This is a genomic window from Parahaliea maris (assembly GCF_008064665.1).
In the GTDB taxonomy this organism is placed as follows: domain Bacteria; phylum Pseudomonadota; class Gammaproteobacteria; order Pseudomonadales; family Halieaceae; genus Parahaliea; species Parahaliea maris.
On record NZ_VRZA01000001.1, the window covers coordinates 451,509 to 468,081 of the forward strand.

The following is a 16,573-nucleotide window of genomic DNA, read 5'->3' on the forward strand; positions in this document are numbered from 1 at the left end:
GCCGGCCGGGCCTCTGTCGGACCCTTGAGGTCAGGGGGCTAACGCTCGATAAACGCCGCCCGGTATTCCTTGTACTGCTCCTTGAGGCCCGCCTCCGACAACCCGAACTGCTCCAGGGTGTACTCGTGGGGCGGGCGCAATTCCCGGCGATTGAAGTCCTGCCACTTGGCCATTTCCTCGCGCGCCTCGGGGGTCAGGTCCATACCGAGGAAGGCATAGACCTTTTCGATCTCCACCAGGGGCTGGCTGACGGTGTCCTTGAACCACAGGTCGAGGAAGGCATCACTGCCCAGTTGCTCGCGCACGGCCATGGTATGGCGCATGCCATTGGCGAACTTGCGTGCCCACTGCTCACCCACCCGCTTCGGGTCGGCGCTGTCGGAGTAAATGACCCACACACCGTAGATCAGACTCGCCAGGGAGGGCACTGTGTCCACCGGATCGCGGTGGGATTGTACCACCTTGGCGTCGGGAAATATCTTGAACACCAGATCCATGTAGTGCAGGTGGTGGGGCGCTTTCAAGGCCCAGCGCTGGCCCTGCTGGCCGCTGCGCTTCTTCTGCCACTGCAGGAACTGCAGCAGCAGCTTGAGATATTCGTAGCCCGGCGTGTGGTCCTGGGCCTCGATCCACTCGTCGTAACTTGGCAGCCAGGCAAAGGACTGGATATTGAAGCTGTAGAAGGACTGCTCCAGCAGCATGATGTCCTCGTCCGGGCCCAGGGCGTCCATGGGGTGGATGGACATCAGCTCCGGGTTGGCGTCGACCATGGCCTTCATCTCCGCCTTGGCATCGCGGATGCGGCGGTCGCCTTCGGCGGTAAAGTCCCAGTCCAGGTCCGGGCAGGGAAATCGGGTCTCGAACCACAGGGGCGCATACATGCGCCGGTCGGCGGCGATGGTCCGGTGCAGCATGGTGGTGCCGGTACGCGGCAGGCCGACGATCACCAGCGGCGCCTCGATCACTTCGTCGCGGATTTCCGGGTAGCGCTTGAGCCAGGCCTGGACTCGCAGCCGGGTGGCCAGGATATCCACGACCCGCTGGAACATGGCGCCGCGGCCAAAGGCGTTCAGGTCGGCCTCGTGCTCCAGCGACCACAGCAGGCGGCGCAGGGGCTCGACATGGCTGTCGTCGCCGAAATCCTCCAGCCCGTCAACGGCTTTGGCGGCGGCAATAGCCACGTCCGGATCAAAAACAATTGTGTCAGTCATACAGCGTTGGGTTCCTCGGTCTTATTGTTCTGTGGTTACCGGGCTAACAAATCCGCCCGCAGCTCCGCCAGCGGTACCACGCGGGTCTGCACGGGCGGCTTGTCCTGTGCTTCCACATAGCGCAGCAGCATGGAACCATTGCCATGCCCCGCGGTGTCCAGCCAGTTGGGGTAATCCGCCCCGGGATTCCCACCGGCAATCACTATCCGCACGCTGCCATCGGCTTCGGCCACGGCGTTGTGCTTGTTCACGCATACCCGGTGATAGCGGTAATCGAGAGATTCCATCCAGTAGTTGGATAACTGCAGGTTCCAGGTGCGACACTGCTGCGGCGGGGTAAACTCGACGACCAGGGCTTCATCCGGGCCCAGTCGCCAGTAACTGTTGTGGTAGTAGATGGACGGGTCCCCCCCGGCCCGCAGGCACATGGCCTGGTCGTTCGGGGGCAGCTGGTTGATATGCTCCGAGAACACCTGCATCCACTGATGGAACAGGCCCGCGGTACCGGAAACAAAGGGCACCACCGCCTGTAACTGGGCGGCAAATTCCGCCGGGCGCAGTTGTGCGTCCCGCGCAGGGTTGAGGCATTCGATGGACAGTTCCGCCCGGCGCTCGCTGGCGCGGTCCTTGAAGGTCTGGCGCACCAGCAGGTTGTCGGTGGCCTCGGTCATGGGCAGCCAGTTACCGGGGTACTCGGTCGCCGAGACCATCAGTTCGAAGTCACCGTTGGCGTCCACGTCCAGTTCATCGATTTCGACATGGCCGGTCGGCGCCATGTCGCCCTGCCCGGCGAAGGAGCCGGCCTTGGTCTCGATGCTGAGGTAGTCGACGCTGCCGCGATTGCCGCGAATGCGATATTCATGGCGGCCATCCACGGCGCAGTTCTGGTAGAAGTTGTCCGGGTTGTCGTTGCCGATTTTGGCGGTTTCGTGGGACAGGGAGTAGAACTGGGGGTGCTGGGGGTCGTCGAATTCGATCTGCTTCTCGAGGCCGAGACGCAACAGACGGGTCAGGTAGCGGTAACCCTCGGCCCGGGTCAGGGCGTCACGGGGCACGCCCTCGGCCAGTATCTGCTGGCCGGCGCTTTTCAGTTCATCGCAGAATATGTTCCAGAGTTCGCCGCTGAGTAATTGTTGTTCGAGGGTTGTCTCGGCCATTGATGTTGCTCTTGTCGCCAGCTACCAGTAGGGGATGAGCAGTCTCGCAAAGCGCGGGGGAAAGGGCATCACCCTAACGGGTGGTATCCATTTAAAGGTTCGTCGAACACTAACGGGGAATAGTGGCGCCAGGTGATTGAGAGGGTTGAAGCCGCGTATACGGCACGCGGGGCCCGTCCGGGACACGCTGTGGATACGTCCATGTACGCTTCTAATCGGCTTCCTGCCTCATAGAGTCCCGGACGGGCCCCGCGTACCGCACACGCTCCCCCCGTAGACTGTCGAGGTTGGCGACTTCGTCACTTGTTCGCCAATGCCAGTCAGAGGTAGTAATTCACCAGCGACAGCACCAGCATCAGGCCCACAAGCGGCACCAGCCAGCGCCGCAGGCGGGCCATTTTTTCCGGGCTGGCCGGTGCCGCGAAGCGCTCGCCGAGGACGACCATCAAGGCCACTCCGCCGAAGATCAGCAGTAGTACCAGAAACAGGTTGTTCACGCGGGTCCTCCCTGTTAGTGAGCTTCGCTTTCGCCGGCCAGTGGCGCCCTGCCTTCCCGCACTGCAGCATACCAGGCGGAGGGAACCACCAGGTCACCTGCCTCGTCGATGGGTGGGTAGGCCAGGCCTCGCTCTGTGCAGTACTCAACGAGATCGGGATAGGCCCACTCGAACAGCAGCCGGCGGTAGGTGGCCCGGTCGATCCGGCACTGGTCGTACAGGCCGGCTTCAGCGCGCTGGCGCTGGGCTTCGGCGAGGATGATGCCCGAGGCGACCGAGACGTTATAGGACTCCACCATACCCATCATGGGTACGGTGATAAAGCCGTCGACCCGGGCCCTGGCCTCCACGCTGACGCCGCGCCGCTCGGCGCCCAGTAACACCGCCGTGGGCTTGCAGTAGTCGATCTCCCGATAGTCCCGCGCGCCCTCCCCCAGGTGCGCCGCCAGCACCTGGTAGCCCTGCGCCTGCAGACCGGAGATGGCTTCGTCCACGGCGGCGTGGCGGTGCACTTCGACCCAGCGATGGGAACCCATGGCGGTACCGCGGAAGGCGCGGTAGTCCTCTTCGCCGAGTACGGCGTGGATGGCCATGATGCCGGCGGCGTCACAGTTGCGCACGATGGCGGAGAGGTTGCGCTGTTTGTTAACGAAGTCGGTGACCAGGGTCAGGTCGGGCTGGCGTCGTTCCAATACGGCCCGCAGGCGTGCGCTGCGTTCGGGAGTCATTGCTTTACTGCAAAAGTTGCGGCGACAGGCTTTCCACCATGCGCCGGACGCCGTCGCGCCAATCCACCGCGGTGGGGCCGATCAACTCGTGCATGCGGGTGGTATCGATGCTCAGGCTGCCAAACGCCTTGGGGTTTTCCTGAAACACCGGTTCCAGCCCGGTGAGTTCGGTGAGGTAGGCACACCAGGCCTCGATGCTGGTGGTGTCTGAACCGCCAAAGTTTACTGTGGTCACATCAGTGGAGGCTGCAGCCAGCAGGCGCGGGAGTTTCTCCAGGTAGTCGTCCACGTGCAGCAGGTTGTAATTGTTGGGGCCCTCCGGGTGAACTTCGATGGGAATCCCCTGTTCCATCATCATCAGGTGGTACCAGGGCCAGCCACCGTTGTCGCCATAGGGAACGCTCAAGCGGGCAATGGTGGTGGGAATGCCGAACTGGTGGGCAACGAAACGACACACGGTCTCGGCGGCGATCTTGCTGATGCTGTAGGTGGGAAACATCACCCGGTGGTTGTCCCCCAGGGGCGCATCCTCGGCGCGCGGTGCATGGCCCGCGTACTCATACACTGCGGTGGAGGACAGGTGGAGAAAGGCCTTCGCCTGACGGCAGTGAAGCATCAGGCGCCCCACCCCCTCGCCGTTGGCGGCCAGGTCGTAGTCGAAGTCGCCACTCTTCACCACGGCAAAATTCAGCACATAGTCGAAGTCGTCGGGCAGGCCTTCGAGCCCTTGGGGGTCGGCCAGGTCCGCGGCCAGACAGGTGGCCCCGAGTGCCTCCACCTGCGCGCGGTCCTCGTCCCGGGCAAAGCGGGCGAGGGCGTAGACATCGGCCTGTCCGGACCAGGCGGCCAGCACGGGTTGCGCGACCTGGCCGGTGGCGCCGGTGATGAGAATTTTTTTGTCTTTGATCGCAACGGGATCGAAGGGCATGGCGGTTCCTCTCGTTATCATTGTCGGCAGTGGCCAGCGACGGTCACCCGCCCGTGTACCACCTGCCCGGCAGTGTAGAGAGCCCCGGCCGGTGCGCCATCACCCATTCGGAGGAGGCTGTCAGGAAACGCGGTAGGCCTCGGAAATCTGGTCGGGCCCGGACACATCGCATTTCAGGTCCCGCAGCAGGCCGTCCTTGAGGCTGTACACCCAACCGTGTACGGACAATTGCTGCCCGCGAGACCAGGCATTCTGGACGATGGTGGTGTGACACACATTCGCCACCTGGCTGACCACGTTGAGCTCACAGAGCCTGTCCACCCGGGCATCGTCATCGGACAGGGGGGTCAGCTGGTCCTGGTGCCGGTGTTGTACATCCTTGATATTGCGCAGCCAGTTGTCGATCAGGCCGTTATCACTGTTTTCGAAGGCTGCGCGCACCCCCCCGCAGCCGTAGTGGCCGACCACCAGGACATACTTCACCTTGAGGACATCCACTGCATACTGCAGCACGCTGAGACAGTTGAAGTCGGTATGAACCACCACGTTGGCCACATTGCGGTGAACGAAAACCTCACCCGGCAGCAGGCCGACAATCTGGTTGGCGGGTACCCGGCTGTCGGAACAGCCAATCCACAGGAACTCGGGACTTTGCTGGTTGGCCAGTTTCTCGAAAAAATCCGGATCGCTGGTCTTGATGCTCTCCGCCCAGTTGCGGTTGTTGTCAAACAGCTGATTGATCGTTTTCACGGCGAAACTCTCCCGGCAGATATGCCGGGATTCTACACCATAAGGGTGGTAAGGCGATTCACCTGGCAGCGGTTCCCCCCCATCTTCCTGGCCGACTCCAGCGCCTTGGTCGCCGTGTTTTCGATCTGCCTGGCCAGTTGCCCCATATCGATGGCGGGAAACTGCTGCGGTTCCCAGGTGGCGTAGCCAATGCTGACGGTTACCTGGAGGTTGGCGCCGCGACCATCATCCACGGCGAAATGCTCGATATCGCTGCGGATACGCTCGGCGATCTCCGACGTCAGCACCTCGCCGCTGCCGGGCACCAGCACGGCCAGGCGGGCGCCGTCCAGGCGGGCCAGGTAATCGGAGGTACGCAGGTCGGAGGAGATTCGCTCGGAGATCTTTTTGATCAGAAACTGGCCGGTCACCTCGCCATAGCTCTGGTAAAGGTCATCGTACTCGTCGATATCCAGCAGCAACACCGATACCGGCTGGTCGGCCCGGCGCGCCCGGGCCAGTTCCCTGGCGATGTCTTTCTGGAAGCCGCGCAGGTTACTGATCTGGGTCAGGGGGTCGATCATCGTCAGGCGGGAGATCTGCTGTCGGCTCACCGCGTTGCGGAAGCAGAGGGAGACCACCGAGCCCAGGTGGGCGACATGATCCAGTTCGGCCTCGTCCAGGGCAAAGGACGGCTCGCCGATGCCGCAGTGGAAACTGCCAATGACCCGCCCGCCGTCCTGCAGGGGAATCAACAGGGCCTGCTCGACCCCACGGCTCGACTTGAGAATCTCGAACATGCGGGTGTCCGCGGCGTCAATCAGTTCCACCGCCGGCTCCAGGTCATAGAGTTCCTGCATGGCGAACACATCTTTGTGCAATTGCAGGGCCGGGCCGTAACGCTCGGGGTCGGCCATGAGGCCGGCGAGAACCTGTTCGGGGTCGTAGAGCCAGAGCTCGGCCGCAGCAAATCCGAAGTGGCGCGGCAGGTTGACCAGTAACACCTCCAACAGGGCCTGCAGGTCGGCGGCCCCCAGCAGCATGTACTCCATCTGCTGGGTCTGGCGGTAGAGGTATTTATTGAGGCTGAGGGTTTCCCTCAAGTGACGCTGCCGGATCTCCTCTGGTGTCTCTGCCGGCGGCGCGCCCTCGATTTCTTCCATAGGGTGGTACTCATCAAAAGGCTGTTCCGCCATTGATCGTTCCCCTGTTGGGTCGTGATTCGACCCTTGTTATTGGCAGCTCAGTGTAAGCGCCCTATAATGCCGATGCAAACCTGGGGGTGGCGAGTGTCATGTCCGGTTGATTCACTGTATTTCAGAGCCTACAGAAAACGCTGCAACAAGGCGCGACCCGCAGAGAATACTGGTTGTATTTTCAAGGGGAGCAACGCAGTGGCAGCGTTTTCTGTAGGCTCCCGAAGGGCGCGCCAGCCAAAGCTTCTGGCCGCGTTGCGCCTTTTGCCAAGGGCTACGGCCATTGCCTGCAAGACGCGCCTTGCCAGAAGCTTTGGCTGGCACGCTGAAATGCAGCGAATCAACCGGACATGACACCCTGCCTGAGATGCCTTTACCGGCGAACCCTTTGAACCTGATCCGGTTAGAACCGGCGTAGGGACAGGTGCTTCGGCTGTGTAATCCCGGCTGCCTGCTGGCGGCTTTTACACGCCTCTCCTCCCGCTCCGCTATTCAAACCGGTTCTCTCTTGTTTTTATTTTGAGGAGAACCCGACATGAACAACTACCTGCGACTGCTACCCGTTGCCGTGGCGTGTACCGTATCGGCGGCGACCGCTGCGGAACTGGAAGAAATTCTGGTGACCGCGGAATTCCGCCCCACCAGCCTGCTGCAGCAACCCACCAGTACCAGCGTGGTAACCCAGGAGGACATCCGCCAGCGGGCCGCCCAGCACCTGGAAGATATTCTCAACCTGGCGCCGAATGTGAATTTTGCCGGCGGCACCTCCCGCGCCCGCTTCTTCCAGATTCGCGGTATCGGCGAGCGCAGCCAGTACCAGGAGCCCCTGAACGCCTCCATCGGCCTGATTGTCGATGGCGTGGATTTCAGCGGCCTGGGCACCGCCGGTACCCTGTTCGACGTCGAGCAGGTGGAAGTACTGCGCGGCCCCCAGGGCACGCTGCACGGGGCCAATGCACTCGCTGGCCTGATCAACGTGCGCACCGCCGCGCCGGAAAATGAGCCGGCCCTGGCGGTGGAAGGGACGCTGGGTAACTACAATACCTGGAGCACCGGTATCGTCGGCACCGGCCCGCTGGTCAAGGACAGCCTCCTGTATCGGGTGGCAGTCCAGGAGTACCGCAGCGACGGTTACATCGAGAATGACTACCTCTCCCGGGATGACACCAATCGCCGCGACGAAACCAGTGTGCGCGGCAAACTGCGCTGGCTGACCAGCGACAGCGCCACCCTGGACATCACCGCCTTCTACCTCGACGCCGACAACGGCTTTGACGCCTTTTCACTCGACAACACCCGTCACACCCTGTCCGACCAGCCCGGCCACGACCGCCAGGAGTCCACCGCCCTGGCCCTGGACTGGCAGCAATCGCTGAACGCGTTCGACCTCGAGGCCACCCTGACCCTGGCGGCCTCGGACACCGAGTACTCCTACGACGAGGACTGGAGCTTTGTCGGCATTGCCCCCGGTTGGGAGTATTCGTCCTTCGACCAGTACCTGCGCGACCGCGACAGCTCCAGCGCCCAACTGCGCCTGCTGTCCAACGACAGCTCGAGGCTGTTGGGCGGACGCAGCGACTGGGTAGCCGGTGTTTATTACCTGGGCGACCGCGAGGACCTGCACCGCCGCTATACCTACCTGGACGGTGATTTCTACAGCCGTTACGACACCGACACCTACGCCGCCTTCGGCCAGATGGATACCCGGCTCGCGGAGAACCTGTCCCTGCTCACCGGGCTGCGGGTGGAGCGCCGCAACACCGACTACAGCGACAGCAACGCCGTTGCCTCTGACCCGGGCAAGACCCTGTGGGGCGGACGCGTTACCCTGGAGTACACCGTCAGCGACGGCCACATGCTGTACGGCGGCCTGTCGCGCGGCTACCGCGCCAACGGTGTGAATGCCGGCATCCTGGCCAGCATGGAGGCCTTCGAGGACCCGGCCATCATCACCCAGCTGGAACGGGTACAGACCTTCGACGAGGAGTCCCTGCTCAACTACGAGGTGGGCTACAAGGGCCTGCTACTCGACGGCAGCATGAGTCTGCGGCTGGCGGCGTTCTACATGGACCGCCGTGACCAGCAGGTGAAAGGCTCGCTGGTGATCCAGCGCGAGGACAACAGCACCACCTTCCTCGACCACGTCAGCAATGCGGCCGAGGGGACCAACTACGGTCTGGAACTGGAGATGGACTGGCGGGCCACCGAATCCCTGTCCCTCTACACCCATCTGGGCCTGCTGGAAACGGAGTTCAAAGACTACGTCAACGCCTCCGGCACCGACCTCTCCGGCCGCGAGCAGGCCCACGCCCCGGGTTACCAGTACGCCGCCGGCGCGCGCTACGACCTGGGAGGCGGTTTTTACGCCCGCCTGGACCTGGAGGGCAAGGATGACTTCTACTTCTCCGACCGTCACGACCTGCAGGCGCCCGCCTTCGACCTGCTGCACCTGCGCCTGGGTTACGCCAGCGGTAACTGGAGCGTGGCCCTGTGGGGGCGCAACCTGACCGACGAGGACTACTTCGTGCGCGGCTTTGGCAGCTTCGGCAATGACCCGCGCAAGGAATACGTCACCGAACCCTATCTCCAGTACGGCGAACCGCGCACCTTCGGCGTGTATGGCCGCTACTCCTTTTAACAGCCGATTCCAGCTACTCTTGAATCATCATTACGGAGTAACACTGCATGTCAGACATACAGGAAAGCAGCATGAAACTGACGGCTGAACTCAGCCTCTACCCCCTGCAGGAAGAATACATTCCGGTCATCCAGGGTTTTATCGATCGCCTGCGGGAGCACGGCGACCTGGTGATTGTCACCAACGCCATGAGCACCCAAATCTGTGGCGACTTCGACCGGGTGTTCGCCATCGTGCGCCAGGAACTCAAGGCCAACTTCGAGCAGTACGGCAAGCAGGTCCTGGTGTGCAAGTTCATCCCCGGTGAGCTGGAGATCAGCCGATGACAGAAGGCGGGCTCCCCGAGCACCTGGCCACCGCGCTCGCAGCCATGTCCGGCTGGGAACTCATCGCGGTGGTGCTGGGGGTTGCCTACCTCCTGCTGGCGGTGCGCGAAAGCCTGTGGTGCTGGTACGCCGCCTTCGCCGGCACGGCCATTTCGCTCTACCTGTTCTGGCAGGTAGGGTTGGTGATGGAATCTGCCCTGCAAGTCTACTACCTGGCGATGGCGGTATACGGCTGGTGGCAGTGGCAACAGAGCAGCCAGGGGCAGATCGACGACGAGGGCCAGCGCCCGATCAGTCGCTGGACCCTGCGCCAGCACACCACGGCTATTTCAGCCGTGGTGCTGGTGTCTGCGCTCAGCGGCTACCTCCTGGCCCGCTACACCGATGCCGCCATGCCCTATCTCGACTCCTTCACCACCTGGGGCGCCATCCTGACCACCTGGATGGTGGCGCGCAAGGTGCTGGAAAACTGGATCTACTGGCTGGTCATCGACGGCGCCTCCATCTACCTCTATATCGACCGGGAGCTGTACCTGTTCTCGCTGCTGTTTACGGTTTACCTGGTCATCGTTGTGGCAGGATTCTGGCAGTGGTTACACCACTACCGCGCGACCGCCAGCTGAGGCTGGCCCAGGTGCTGGGCCAGTGGCGGCACTGGAGCTGCCTGCCGGCCCTGGGCGCCGAACCCACTGTTCAGGGCGAGCTCAGCGCAGGTTTCAGTAATGCCAGTTACCGCGTCACCAGCGACGACGGCCGCCAGTTTGTGGTGCGCCTGGACGGGGTGGACCCGGCCCACCACGGCATCAGCCGGCAGGCGGAATGGCACGCCCTGCACAGTGCCTTTGAGGCTGGACTGACGGCACAACCCTGTTACTTCAACCCGGACCTGGGGGCATTGGTGTGCCACTACCTGCCCGAAGACGAGGACAGCCGGGATGACCTCGAAGATGTGGCACAGCTACTGCGCCGCATTCACGCCCTGCCCGCCCTGCACCACCGGCTCGACCTGCAGGAACGCACGATCCGCTACCGCCGCCATACCGGAACGATGGATAGCGCTACGGATGCCCTGTTACGCAGCCTGACGGCAACGGTGGACGAGGTCCTCGCCTGGCAGCGCACCCAGAACGATCGCTGCCTCTGCCATAACGATCTGCTGGCGGCCAACAGGCTGTACTCAGGCGGCAAGCTGTACGCGCTGGACTGGGAGTACTGCGCCATGGGATCGCGCTGGTTTGATCTGGCGGTGGTGTGTTGTGGGGATGAACTGGCGCCGGAGAACGTCGAACGGCTGTTGTATTCTTATTTGCAACGCGCACCGGAGTCCGGAGACCGGCAGTACCTGGCCGCCTACAGCCTGCTATACCGGTACATCGAGATGCTGTGGTATGCGGCGACCAGCCCGGAGAATATGGAGTGGAGGAACAAATCTGGGGCACTGCGGACTACGGCGGAACGGGTGAAATCGAATGGTTTACCCTAACGCAACAGCCTGAATCTTGCCTCTGGACCTTCCAAACCCGGCCAGATTGAGCACTGAAACCGCGCGCACGGCACCCGGAACCCTTCCGGGACTCGCCGTAAATACGTCCCTGTAGGCTCGAGTGCGACATCCATGTCGCACACGGTCCCGGAAGGGCTCCGCGCGCCGCACGTGCTCTCCCAGTCGTATATTCAGATTTACGACTTCGAATCTTACTGGCGGGAATTCCACTCTGAGGCAGGGCGCGAGCCGGGGGTGCGCCTTTCCGGACCGTCAACGGCCATGGAGGGCACGGTCCGGCGCCCCGGTTGCCGAGCGCACATGGACGTGCTTGTAGCGTGTCCGGAAAGGCGTACGCCCGGATCGCGCCCGGCCTACGGAGTACCACTAGCCAGGTAGCACCTTGCCCGCCTAATCCCGAAAATTACTGAACTGCAGCGGCTGCTCGAACTCCATCTCCCGCAACAGCGCGATCACCTGCTGCAGGTCGTCCCGCTTCTTGCCGGTGACCCGCACCTGGTCGCCCTGAATCTGGGCCTGTACCTTGAGCTTGGCGTCCTTGATTTTTTTCACCAGCTGCTTGCACTGCATACTGTCGAGGCCGTGACGGAGGGTAACGGTTTCCCGCACCTGCTTGCCGGAGGTAACCGGCTCGCCACAGTCCATTGCCGCCGGATCGATGTCGCACTTGATCAGTGCTGCGCGCAGCATGTCCTCCATTTGTGCGACCTGAATTTCCGCTTCCGCCGTGATGACGACACTGCGCTCCTCGCGTTCAAAAGACGCGCTGACGCCCTTGAAGTCAAAGCGATTCTTTACGATTCGGGAAGCCTGATCCACCGCGTTGGTGAGTTGATGCAGATCCACTTCCGATACCACGTCGAATGATGGCATAGTGCCCTCGCGACCCTTTATAGAAACAATGAGGAGCACATGGTAATGCGCCCCCCGCAGTTTACAATCCCCAACATCAGAGGCTGATCGTTGTCCCTACCCTGGTACATTCTCGGTTGCGGCGCCATGGGCAGCCTGCACGCGGCCCAACTGGACCGGGCGGGCGAATCGGTAATCATGCTCCCGCGCAGCACACCGCCTGGTGGTGGGCCGCTGCAGCTGGAGATCTGTGGCCTGAGCACGAGCCGGCATGCGCTTCCGTGGCAGGCGCCAGAGGCCAGTGCGCCCATCGACAGGCTGCTGGTGTTGACCAAGGCCTACGATGTCGCCGCAGCAATCGGCAGTGTAGCGCGACGCCTGACGCCGCAAAGTCAGGTCGTGCTGATGGCGAATGGCATGGGTTACGCGGAAGAAATAGCGGCCCGGCTGCCGGGCCTGAGTCTCGCCTTCGGCACCAGCACCCAGGGTGCCCACCGCACCGTGGACGGCAAGGTGCATCACGCCGGTCTCGGGAGTACACGTGTGGGTATGCCGGGAGTGATCGATGCGCCGGCCTGGTTCAGCCCCCTCGGGCAGGCGCTGCCCGACTGCGAATGGGAAGCCGACATCAGCATGGCCCTGTGGCAGAAGCTGGCCGTCAACTGCGCCATCAACCCGCTGACCTCACTGCACAACTGCCGCAACGGCGAGCTGGCACGCGACCCACACCTGGCGCAAAAGGTTCGTGATGTGTGCGGGGAAATTGCGGAGGTGGCCGAGGCGGCAGGGCAGGTGCTCCCGGACCTGGAATCCCGGGTCTTTAGCGTGATCGATGCCACCGCGGACAACCGCTCCTCGATGTTGCAGGATGTCAGCCGCGGACAACGCACGGAAATCGACTACATCAATGGCTACCTGGTGCGCCAGGCCCGACAGCTGGCGGTGCCTGCGCCGCTCAATGAAGCACTTTGGCACGCGGTCCGGGACCTGACCGCGCCATGACGACGCCTCCCCTTACTACTTGCCGCACTGATCGAGACCACCCCGACCTCACCTAGCGAGCGTCGAAGCTTGTCTCAACCAGCTGTTCCAGCAGCGATTGCCAGCGGCTTAGGGGCATTTCAGGCAGCAGCGTAACCTGCCGGTAGTGTTCATTCGTCGCGCCGCGGCGGGTGAGTCCCAACAGGCAGATATCACCACGACAGCGCAAGCCTATCTGCAACTGCTCGTGGGCCGGGGGAGGCTGCCGGTTGTTGGCTACGCCCTCGCCAGCGAGGGGGCACGCAGGCGGGGCATTGTAGAAGCGCAGATGGCGGTTGCTGACCAGGGCCGCACGGCAGGTGGCCTCCTGCAGCCACTGCACTGACAACCCCTCGGGCAGGATAACGCCCTGCCCCACGTCGACAGTCGGCATCGCCATGTCGACGCGGTGGGCGCGCGGCACGATGAAGGTCGCCACCAACGCGACCGCCAGGGCCAGACCGCCCAACCCGGCCTGCACCCGACGCGTGCCCAGCAATTTACGCAGGTCAGCCCGCGTGAGCTGATCAAAGCCGCGCCAGTCTGCCAGTTGTGAACGACCCTGCTGCCTGAACTCCTGCGGCAGTGCCGGAGGCAACTCATCGTCGGACTCCCGACGTAAATCGGAGCGTACGCCCGCCAGCGGCATGCGCTGCATGGCCTGGGGTTGCTCATGGGCCAGTTGCCGCAGTATCTGGCGCACCCGGTGGGTATTGTCCGGGCGGTCTCCGGGCCGCTTTTGCAAGAGGCGTTCGACCAACTCGCGCAACCCTGGCGGCACCGGGGTGCCATCGGCCAGGGTGTCAGGCAAAGCCGGCGGTGCTCCTTCGCGCAGCCGCTGCAGGTCCAACTTGCCCTCGCTGATAAAAGGGTGCTCGCCACTCACCATGCGATGCAGCAGGCTGCCCAGGGCAAACAGGTCCGAGCGCACATCCAGTGGCTCGCCGCTGAAATGCTCCGGGCACAGGGCGCTCTCGCTGGCGGCACCCTGCACCACGGGGTAGCGACCGGGGGCCCTTGCGATGCCGAAGTCACTGAGCAGTGCGCGGCCGTTATCCGAAACCAGCACATTGCTGGCCTTGAGGTCGCCGTGAACAATGCGTTGCTGGCGGATGGCTGCCAGCGCGGCTGCAACATCGATACCCACGTTGAGCAGGGCATTGAGGCTGGGTGGGCCCTGCTGCAGCAGTTCTTCGAGATCGATGCCCGGCACATAGGCCATGATCATGGCCAGGTAGTCACCGGCGAGAATGACGTCGTGAATCTTGACCACCCGCTCGCTGTCGATGCCGGCAATGATCCGCGCCTCGTTCACCACTTTGCGGCGCTCAGCCCGCGTCGCCGCAGGAAGGTGGTAGAGCTTGATGGCCACCCGGCGCTGCAGGCGGGAGTCGTAGCCCAGATACACACTCCCCTGGCCACCCTGGCGAATCAGGCGCAGCACACGATAGGGGCCGATGCGCGGCCCGGACAGCTGGGGTCGCGCCACTACCGGGACCCGCGTTGACGCATGCGGGCGCGCAGCCCCTGGTAGGAAACCCTCAGGGTGAGGGCGGCCTGGCGCACATCACCTTCCGCCTCGGCCAGCGCCGTTTCCAGCTCCTTTTCGGGCACGTCGGAGGCGAGGCGAAACTCCCCGGAGTCTTCGATCAGGCGGTACACCGCCTGCCGGGAAATCGACAGGCTGCGGGCAGTGGCCGCCGCCTCGTATTCGCTGTCGATATGAGCTCGCCTGAACATGGCCTCATCCACTCTCGGGCGCTCCGGCAAAGTCTCAGCCGGCGCATCCACCTCCCCCGTATCCGCCCGCATCCGACTTTCCAGACCCGGAGGCATTACCAGCTGGCGCTCGCTCGCAACCAGCAATTGCCGGGCCGCGTTCGCCAGCTCCCGAATATTCCCCGGCCAGCTATAAAGCGCAAAGCGCTGAAACAGTTCCGCCCAGCGAGCCACGGCAAGCGGGTCGCCCTGTACTCCGGGCAACAGGGATTCACTGCCGAGCCCGGGAGCCTCGGTCCGCAGGAAGTGCCACAGCAACAGGCCGAGATCCTCCCGGTGGGAGCGCAATGAAGGCACCCGGATCTCCAGGCTGCCCAGCCGGTGCCGGAGGGCCGAACTGAAATTGCAGTCTCCGGCATCCAGCGGGCTGTCCGTGGCGGCGATAACGCGCACATCCACCGCAACCAGATCGCCGCCGACCACCTGTATTTCCCGCTGTTGCAGGGCCCGCAGTAACTGCGGCTGGATAGCGGGAGGGACGGCCCCGATCTCGTCCATGAACAGGGTGCCGCCCTCGGCCTGGCGAAAAAAGCCCCGGCTGGCGGCACCGGCACCGGTGAAGGCGCCGCGGGCGCTGCCAAACAGCAGCGAAGGTGCCAGGGTCTCGGGGATTGCCGCCATATTCACGGGCACCAGAGCGCGTCCCGAGCGGGGACTGGCGCGGTGCAGGGCCCTGGCCACCTCTTCCTTGCCGGCACCGGTTTCCCCCAGCACCAGGACATCGAAGTCGGTGGCCCCGAGTCGGGCTATCTCGCGGCGCAACGCGCACATCCCCGCGCTGCGCCCCAACAGTGACTGCGCCACACCGGTAGGGTTGGCGCCCCGCGGTGGGCCGGTATGCAACCACAGCACCACCGTGTGGGCGAGTTGCACCACACAGCCTTCGGCCAGTTGTGCCGGCTCCAGGAAGATAGCGTCACCGCCGGGGGACTCACCACCCAGGTCCTGCCCACCAAGGACGTGGCCATTGAGACGGCAGCGACAGGCGTTGGTATGCCGGCGTAATTGCAGGCCGTCGCGGCCAAAACTCAACTGCAGGGACTGGCGTGATACGTGATCGTCATCCAGCCCCCGGGGGCTACCCCTGGGGCCGGTGAATTCGGGTTGGTGACGACCGAGTTGAAGGCTGCGGCGGCGGGACTTCAGCTCGCCTTCCCAGTAGTCCCCGATGCGCTCGGGATCCGGGTGGAATAAAATCGTCAGGCTCAGCACCGACTGGCCGGAATCCGCCGACAAGCTGGCAGCCAGAGTGGGGAGAGTCGCTTCCGTGCGTGATGAGTCCGACATTACCGAGTGGAGGAGGCCCCTGAACAATTTTTGCTCTTTCCTGCAGTTTAGCAGTCAGCTCAGGGGGCGCCACTGCACACTGCGAATCCGGGGTTACCCCAGCAGGCGCCGGTAGCGCTGCCAGTCGAAGGCCGGCCCCGGGTCGGTCTTGCGCCCCGGCGCAATATCGCAATGGCCGGCAATCCGCTGGGCAGACATCGAGGAATAGGTGGCCAGCAGGCAATCCGTAACCGCAGCGAGCTCCCGGTACTGGGCCTCGGTATAGGCTGTGTCGTCAGTGCCTTCAAGCTCGATGCCGACGCTGAAATCGTTGCAATTGTCGCGTCCCGCGTAGCTGGAAAGCCCCGCGTGCCAGGCGCGCTGCAGCAGGTTGACGAACTGCAGCACCTGGCCGCAGCGACGAATCAGCAGGTGGGAGGACACCTCCAGGCCGCGAATTTCAGCAAAGAAGGGGTGGGCGTCCCAGTCCAGGCAGTTGGTGAACAGCCGCTCGACGCCGTCGCCGCCAAACTCTCCCGGGGGCAGGGAAATATTGTGGATGACCAGTAAATCCACCGCCACGCCTTCCGGACGCGGGCCGAAATTGGGGGAAGGGACAATGCGTGCCGGCCGCAGCCAGCCCTGCTCGATCTGGTAGGGCATGGGTTCTCCTGATACCGGCCCCATCATAATTGAGGCCGCTCGCCTGGCTCAATGAGCGGGGGCTCAATGGTCGGCACTG

General features: G+C 63.5%; 16 protein-coding genes. 5 read left to right on the top strand and 11 right to left on the bottom strand.

All coding sequences use genetic code 11. From position 1 onward, the window contains the following. Positions 1-38: 38 nt before the first annotated feature. The 7 genes from FV139_RS01975 to FV139_RS02000 all read right to left on the bottom strand — a co-directional run bounded on the left by FV139_RS01975 (position 39) and on the right by FV139_RS02000 (position 6,446). On the bottom strand, positions 39-1,211 hold the full coding sequence (locus FV139_RS01975) for a sulfotransferase family protein (protein ID WP_148066559.1): 1,173 nt from the start codon (positions 1,209-1,211) through the stop codon (positions 39-41). Positions 1,212-1,246: 35 nt separating this feature from the next. Continuing rightward, positions 1,247-2,368, bottom strand: coding sequence for a DUF1214 domain-containing protein (locus tag FV139_RS01980; protein WP_148066560.1), 1,122 nt, complete (start codon positions 2,366-2,368; stop codon positions 1,247-1,249). Between the two features lie 320 nt (positions 2,369-2,688). Further along, entirely contained in the window at positions 2,689-2,865 is a 177-nt protein-coding gene (locus FV139_RS21005; RefSeq protein ID WP_187276355.1) for a hypothetical protein, read from the bottom strand. 14 nt (positions 2,866-2,879) lie between these two features. Beyond that, entirely contained in the window at positions 2,880-3,593 is a 714-nt protein-coding gene (gene trmH, locus FV139_RS01985; protein ID WP_148066561.1) for a tRNA (guanosine(18)-2'-O)-methyltransferase TrmH, read from the bottom strand. Positions 3,594-3,597: 4 nt separating this feature from the next. Then, on the bottom strand, positions 3,598-4,521 hold the full coding sequence (locus FV139_RS01990) for an NAD-dependent epimerase/dehydratase family protein (protein WP_187276356.1): 924 nt from the start codon (positions 4,519-4,521) through the stop codon (positions 3,598-3,600). Positions 4,522-4,641: 120 nt separating this feature from the next. Next, positions 4,642-5,271 (bottom strand): carbonate dehydratase, encoded by a 630-nt coding sequence (can, locus tag FV139_RS01995; protein ID WP_148066562.1) that lies wholly within the window; start codon positions 5,269-5,271, stop codon positions 4,642-4,644. A 32-nt stretch (positions 5,272-5,303) separates the two neighbouring features. Beyond that, complete coding sequence (locus FV139_RS02000) at positions 5,304-6,446, bottom strand: GGDEF domain-containing protein (RefSeq protein ID WP_148066563.1); 1,143 nt, start codon at positions 6,444-6,446, stop codon at positions 5,304-5,306. Positions 6,447-6,981: 535 nt separating this feature from the next. Between FV139_RS02000 and FV139_RS02005 the strand changes: the two genes are divergently transcribed. From FV139_RS02005 to FV139_RS02020, 4 genes are all read left to right on the top strand, one after another. Next, positions 6,982-9,084, top strand: a complete 2,103-nt coding sequence (locus FV139_RS02005; protein WP_148066564.1) for a TonB-dependent receptor — start codon at positions 6,982-6,984, stop codon at positions 9,082-9,084. Positions 9,085-9,155: 71 nt separating this feature from the next. After that, positions 9,156-9,410: a YkoF family thiamine/hydroxymethylpyrimidine-binding protein gene (locus tag FV139_RS02010; protein ID WP_148066565.1), complete on the top strand. Its 255-nt coding sequence runs from the start codon at positions 9,156-9,158 to the stop codon at positions 9,408-9,410. Continuing rightward, positions 9,407-10,033 (top strand): nicotinamide riboside transporter PnuC, encoded by a 627-nt coding sequence (pnuC, locus tag FV139_RS02015; RefSeq protein WP_187276357.1) that lies wholly within the window; start codon positions 9,407-9,409, stop codon positions 10,031-10,033. The genes FV139_RS02010 and pnuC overlap by 4 nt, the downstream gene beginning before the upstream one ends. After that, complete coding sequence (locus tag FV139_RS02020) at positions 10,000-10,893, top strand: choline kinase family protein (protein ID WP_187276358.1); 894 nt, start codon at positions 10,000-10,002, stop codon at positions 10,891-10,893. The genes pnuC and FV139_RS02020 overlap by 34 nt, the downstream gene beginning before the upstream one ends. Positions 10,894-11,304: 411 nt before the next feature. On the opposite strand, the gene FV139_RS02025 is transcribed toward FV139_RS02020, so the two are convergent. Then, positions 11,305-11,787, bottom strand: a complete 483-nt coding sequence (locus tag FV139_RS02025) for a YajQ family cyclic di-GMP-binding protein (RefSeq protein WP_148066567.1) — start codon at positions 11,785-11,787, stop codon at positions 11,305-11,307. A 90-nt stretch (positions 11,788-11,877) separates the two neighbouring features. On the opposite strand from FV139_RS02025, the gene FV139_RS02030 reads away from it, so the two are divergent. Beyond that, on the top strand, positions 11,878-12,768 hold the full coding sequence (locus FV139_RS02030) for a 2-dehydropantoate 2-reductase (RefSeq protein WP_148066568.1): 891 nt from the start codon (positions 11,878-11,880) through the stop codon (positions 12,766-12,768). Positions 12,769-12,820: 52 nt separating this feature from the next. Here FV139_RS02030 and FV139_RS02035 read toward each other — a convergent pair whose 3' ends face one another. The 3 genes from FV139_RS02035 to ampD all read right to left on the bottom strand — a co-directional run bounded on the left by FV139_RS02035 (position 12,821) and on the right by ampD (position 16,494). Further along, positions 12,821-14,275: a serine/threonine-protein kinase gene (locus FV139_RS02035; protein ID WP_148066569.1), complete on the bottom strand. Its 1,455-nt coding sequence runs from the start codon at positions 14,273-14,275 to the stop codon at positions 12,821-12,823. Then, positions 14,275-15,852, bottom strand: a complete 1,578-nt coding sequence (locus tag FV139_RS02040; RefSeq protein WP_148066570.1) for a sigma-54-dependent transcriptional regulator — start codon at positions 15,850-15,852, stop codon at positions 14,275-14,277. The genes FV139_RS02035 and FV139_RS02040 overlap by 1 nt, the downstream gene beginning before the upstream one ends. Before the next feature lie 93 nt (positions 15,853-15,945). Then, a complete protein-coding gene (gene ampD, locus FV139_RS02045) occupies positions 15,946-16,494 on the bottom strand; it encodes a 1,6-anhydro-N-acetylmuramyl-L-alanine amidase AmpD (protein WP_235898486.1) in 549 nt (182 codons plus the stop codon). Between the last annotated feature and the right edge of the window lie 79 nt (positions 16,495-16,573).

Bases quoted from the DNA above. Each gene is read 5' to 3' on its own strand.
- FV139_RS01975 (WP_148066559.1), bottom strand. From the start codon at position 1,211: ATGACTGACACAATTGTTTTTGATCCGGACGTGGCTATTGCCGCCGCC.
- trmH (WP_148066561.1), bottom strand. From the start codon at position 3,593: ATGACTCCCGAACGCAGCGCACGCCTGCGGGCCGTATTGGAACGACGC.
- FV139_RS02000 (WP_148066563.1), bottom strand. From the start codon at position 6,446: ATGGCGGAACAGCCTTTTGATGAGTACCACCCTATGGAAGAAATCGAG.
- FV139_RS02025 (WP_148066567.1), bottom strand. From the start codon at position 11,787: ATGCCATCATTCGACGTGGTATCGGAAGTGGATCTGCATCAACTCACC.
- FV139_RS02010 (WP_148066565.1), top strand. From the start codon at position 9,156: ATGAAACTGACGGCTGAACTCAGCCTCTACCCCCTGCAGGAAGAATAC.
- FV139_RS01990 (WP_187276356.1), bottom strand. From the start codon at position 4,521: ATGCCCTTCGATCCCGTTGCGATCAAAGACAAAAAAATTCTCATCACC.
- FV139_RS01980 (WP_148066560.1), bottom strand. From the start codon at position 2,368: ATGGCCGAGACAACCCTCGAACAACAATTACTCAGCGGCGAACTCTGG.
- FV139_RS02040 (WP_148066570.1), bottom strand. From the start codon at position 15,852: ATGTCGGACTCATCACGCACGGAAGCGACTCTCCCCACTCTGGCTGCC.
- FV139_RS02005 (WP_148066564.1), top strand. From the start codon at position 6,982: ATGAACAACTACCTGCGACTGCTACCCGTTGCCGTGGCGTGTACCGTA.
- ampD (WP_235898486.1), bottom strand. From the start codon at position 16,494: ATGCCCTACCAGATCGAGCAGGGCTGGCTGCGGCCGGCACGCATTGTC.
- pnuC (WP_187276357.1), top strand. From the start codon at position 9,407: ATGACAGAAGGCGGGCTCCCCGAGCACCTGGCCACCGCGCTCGCAGCC.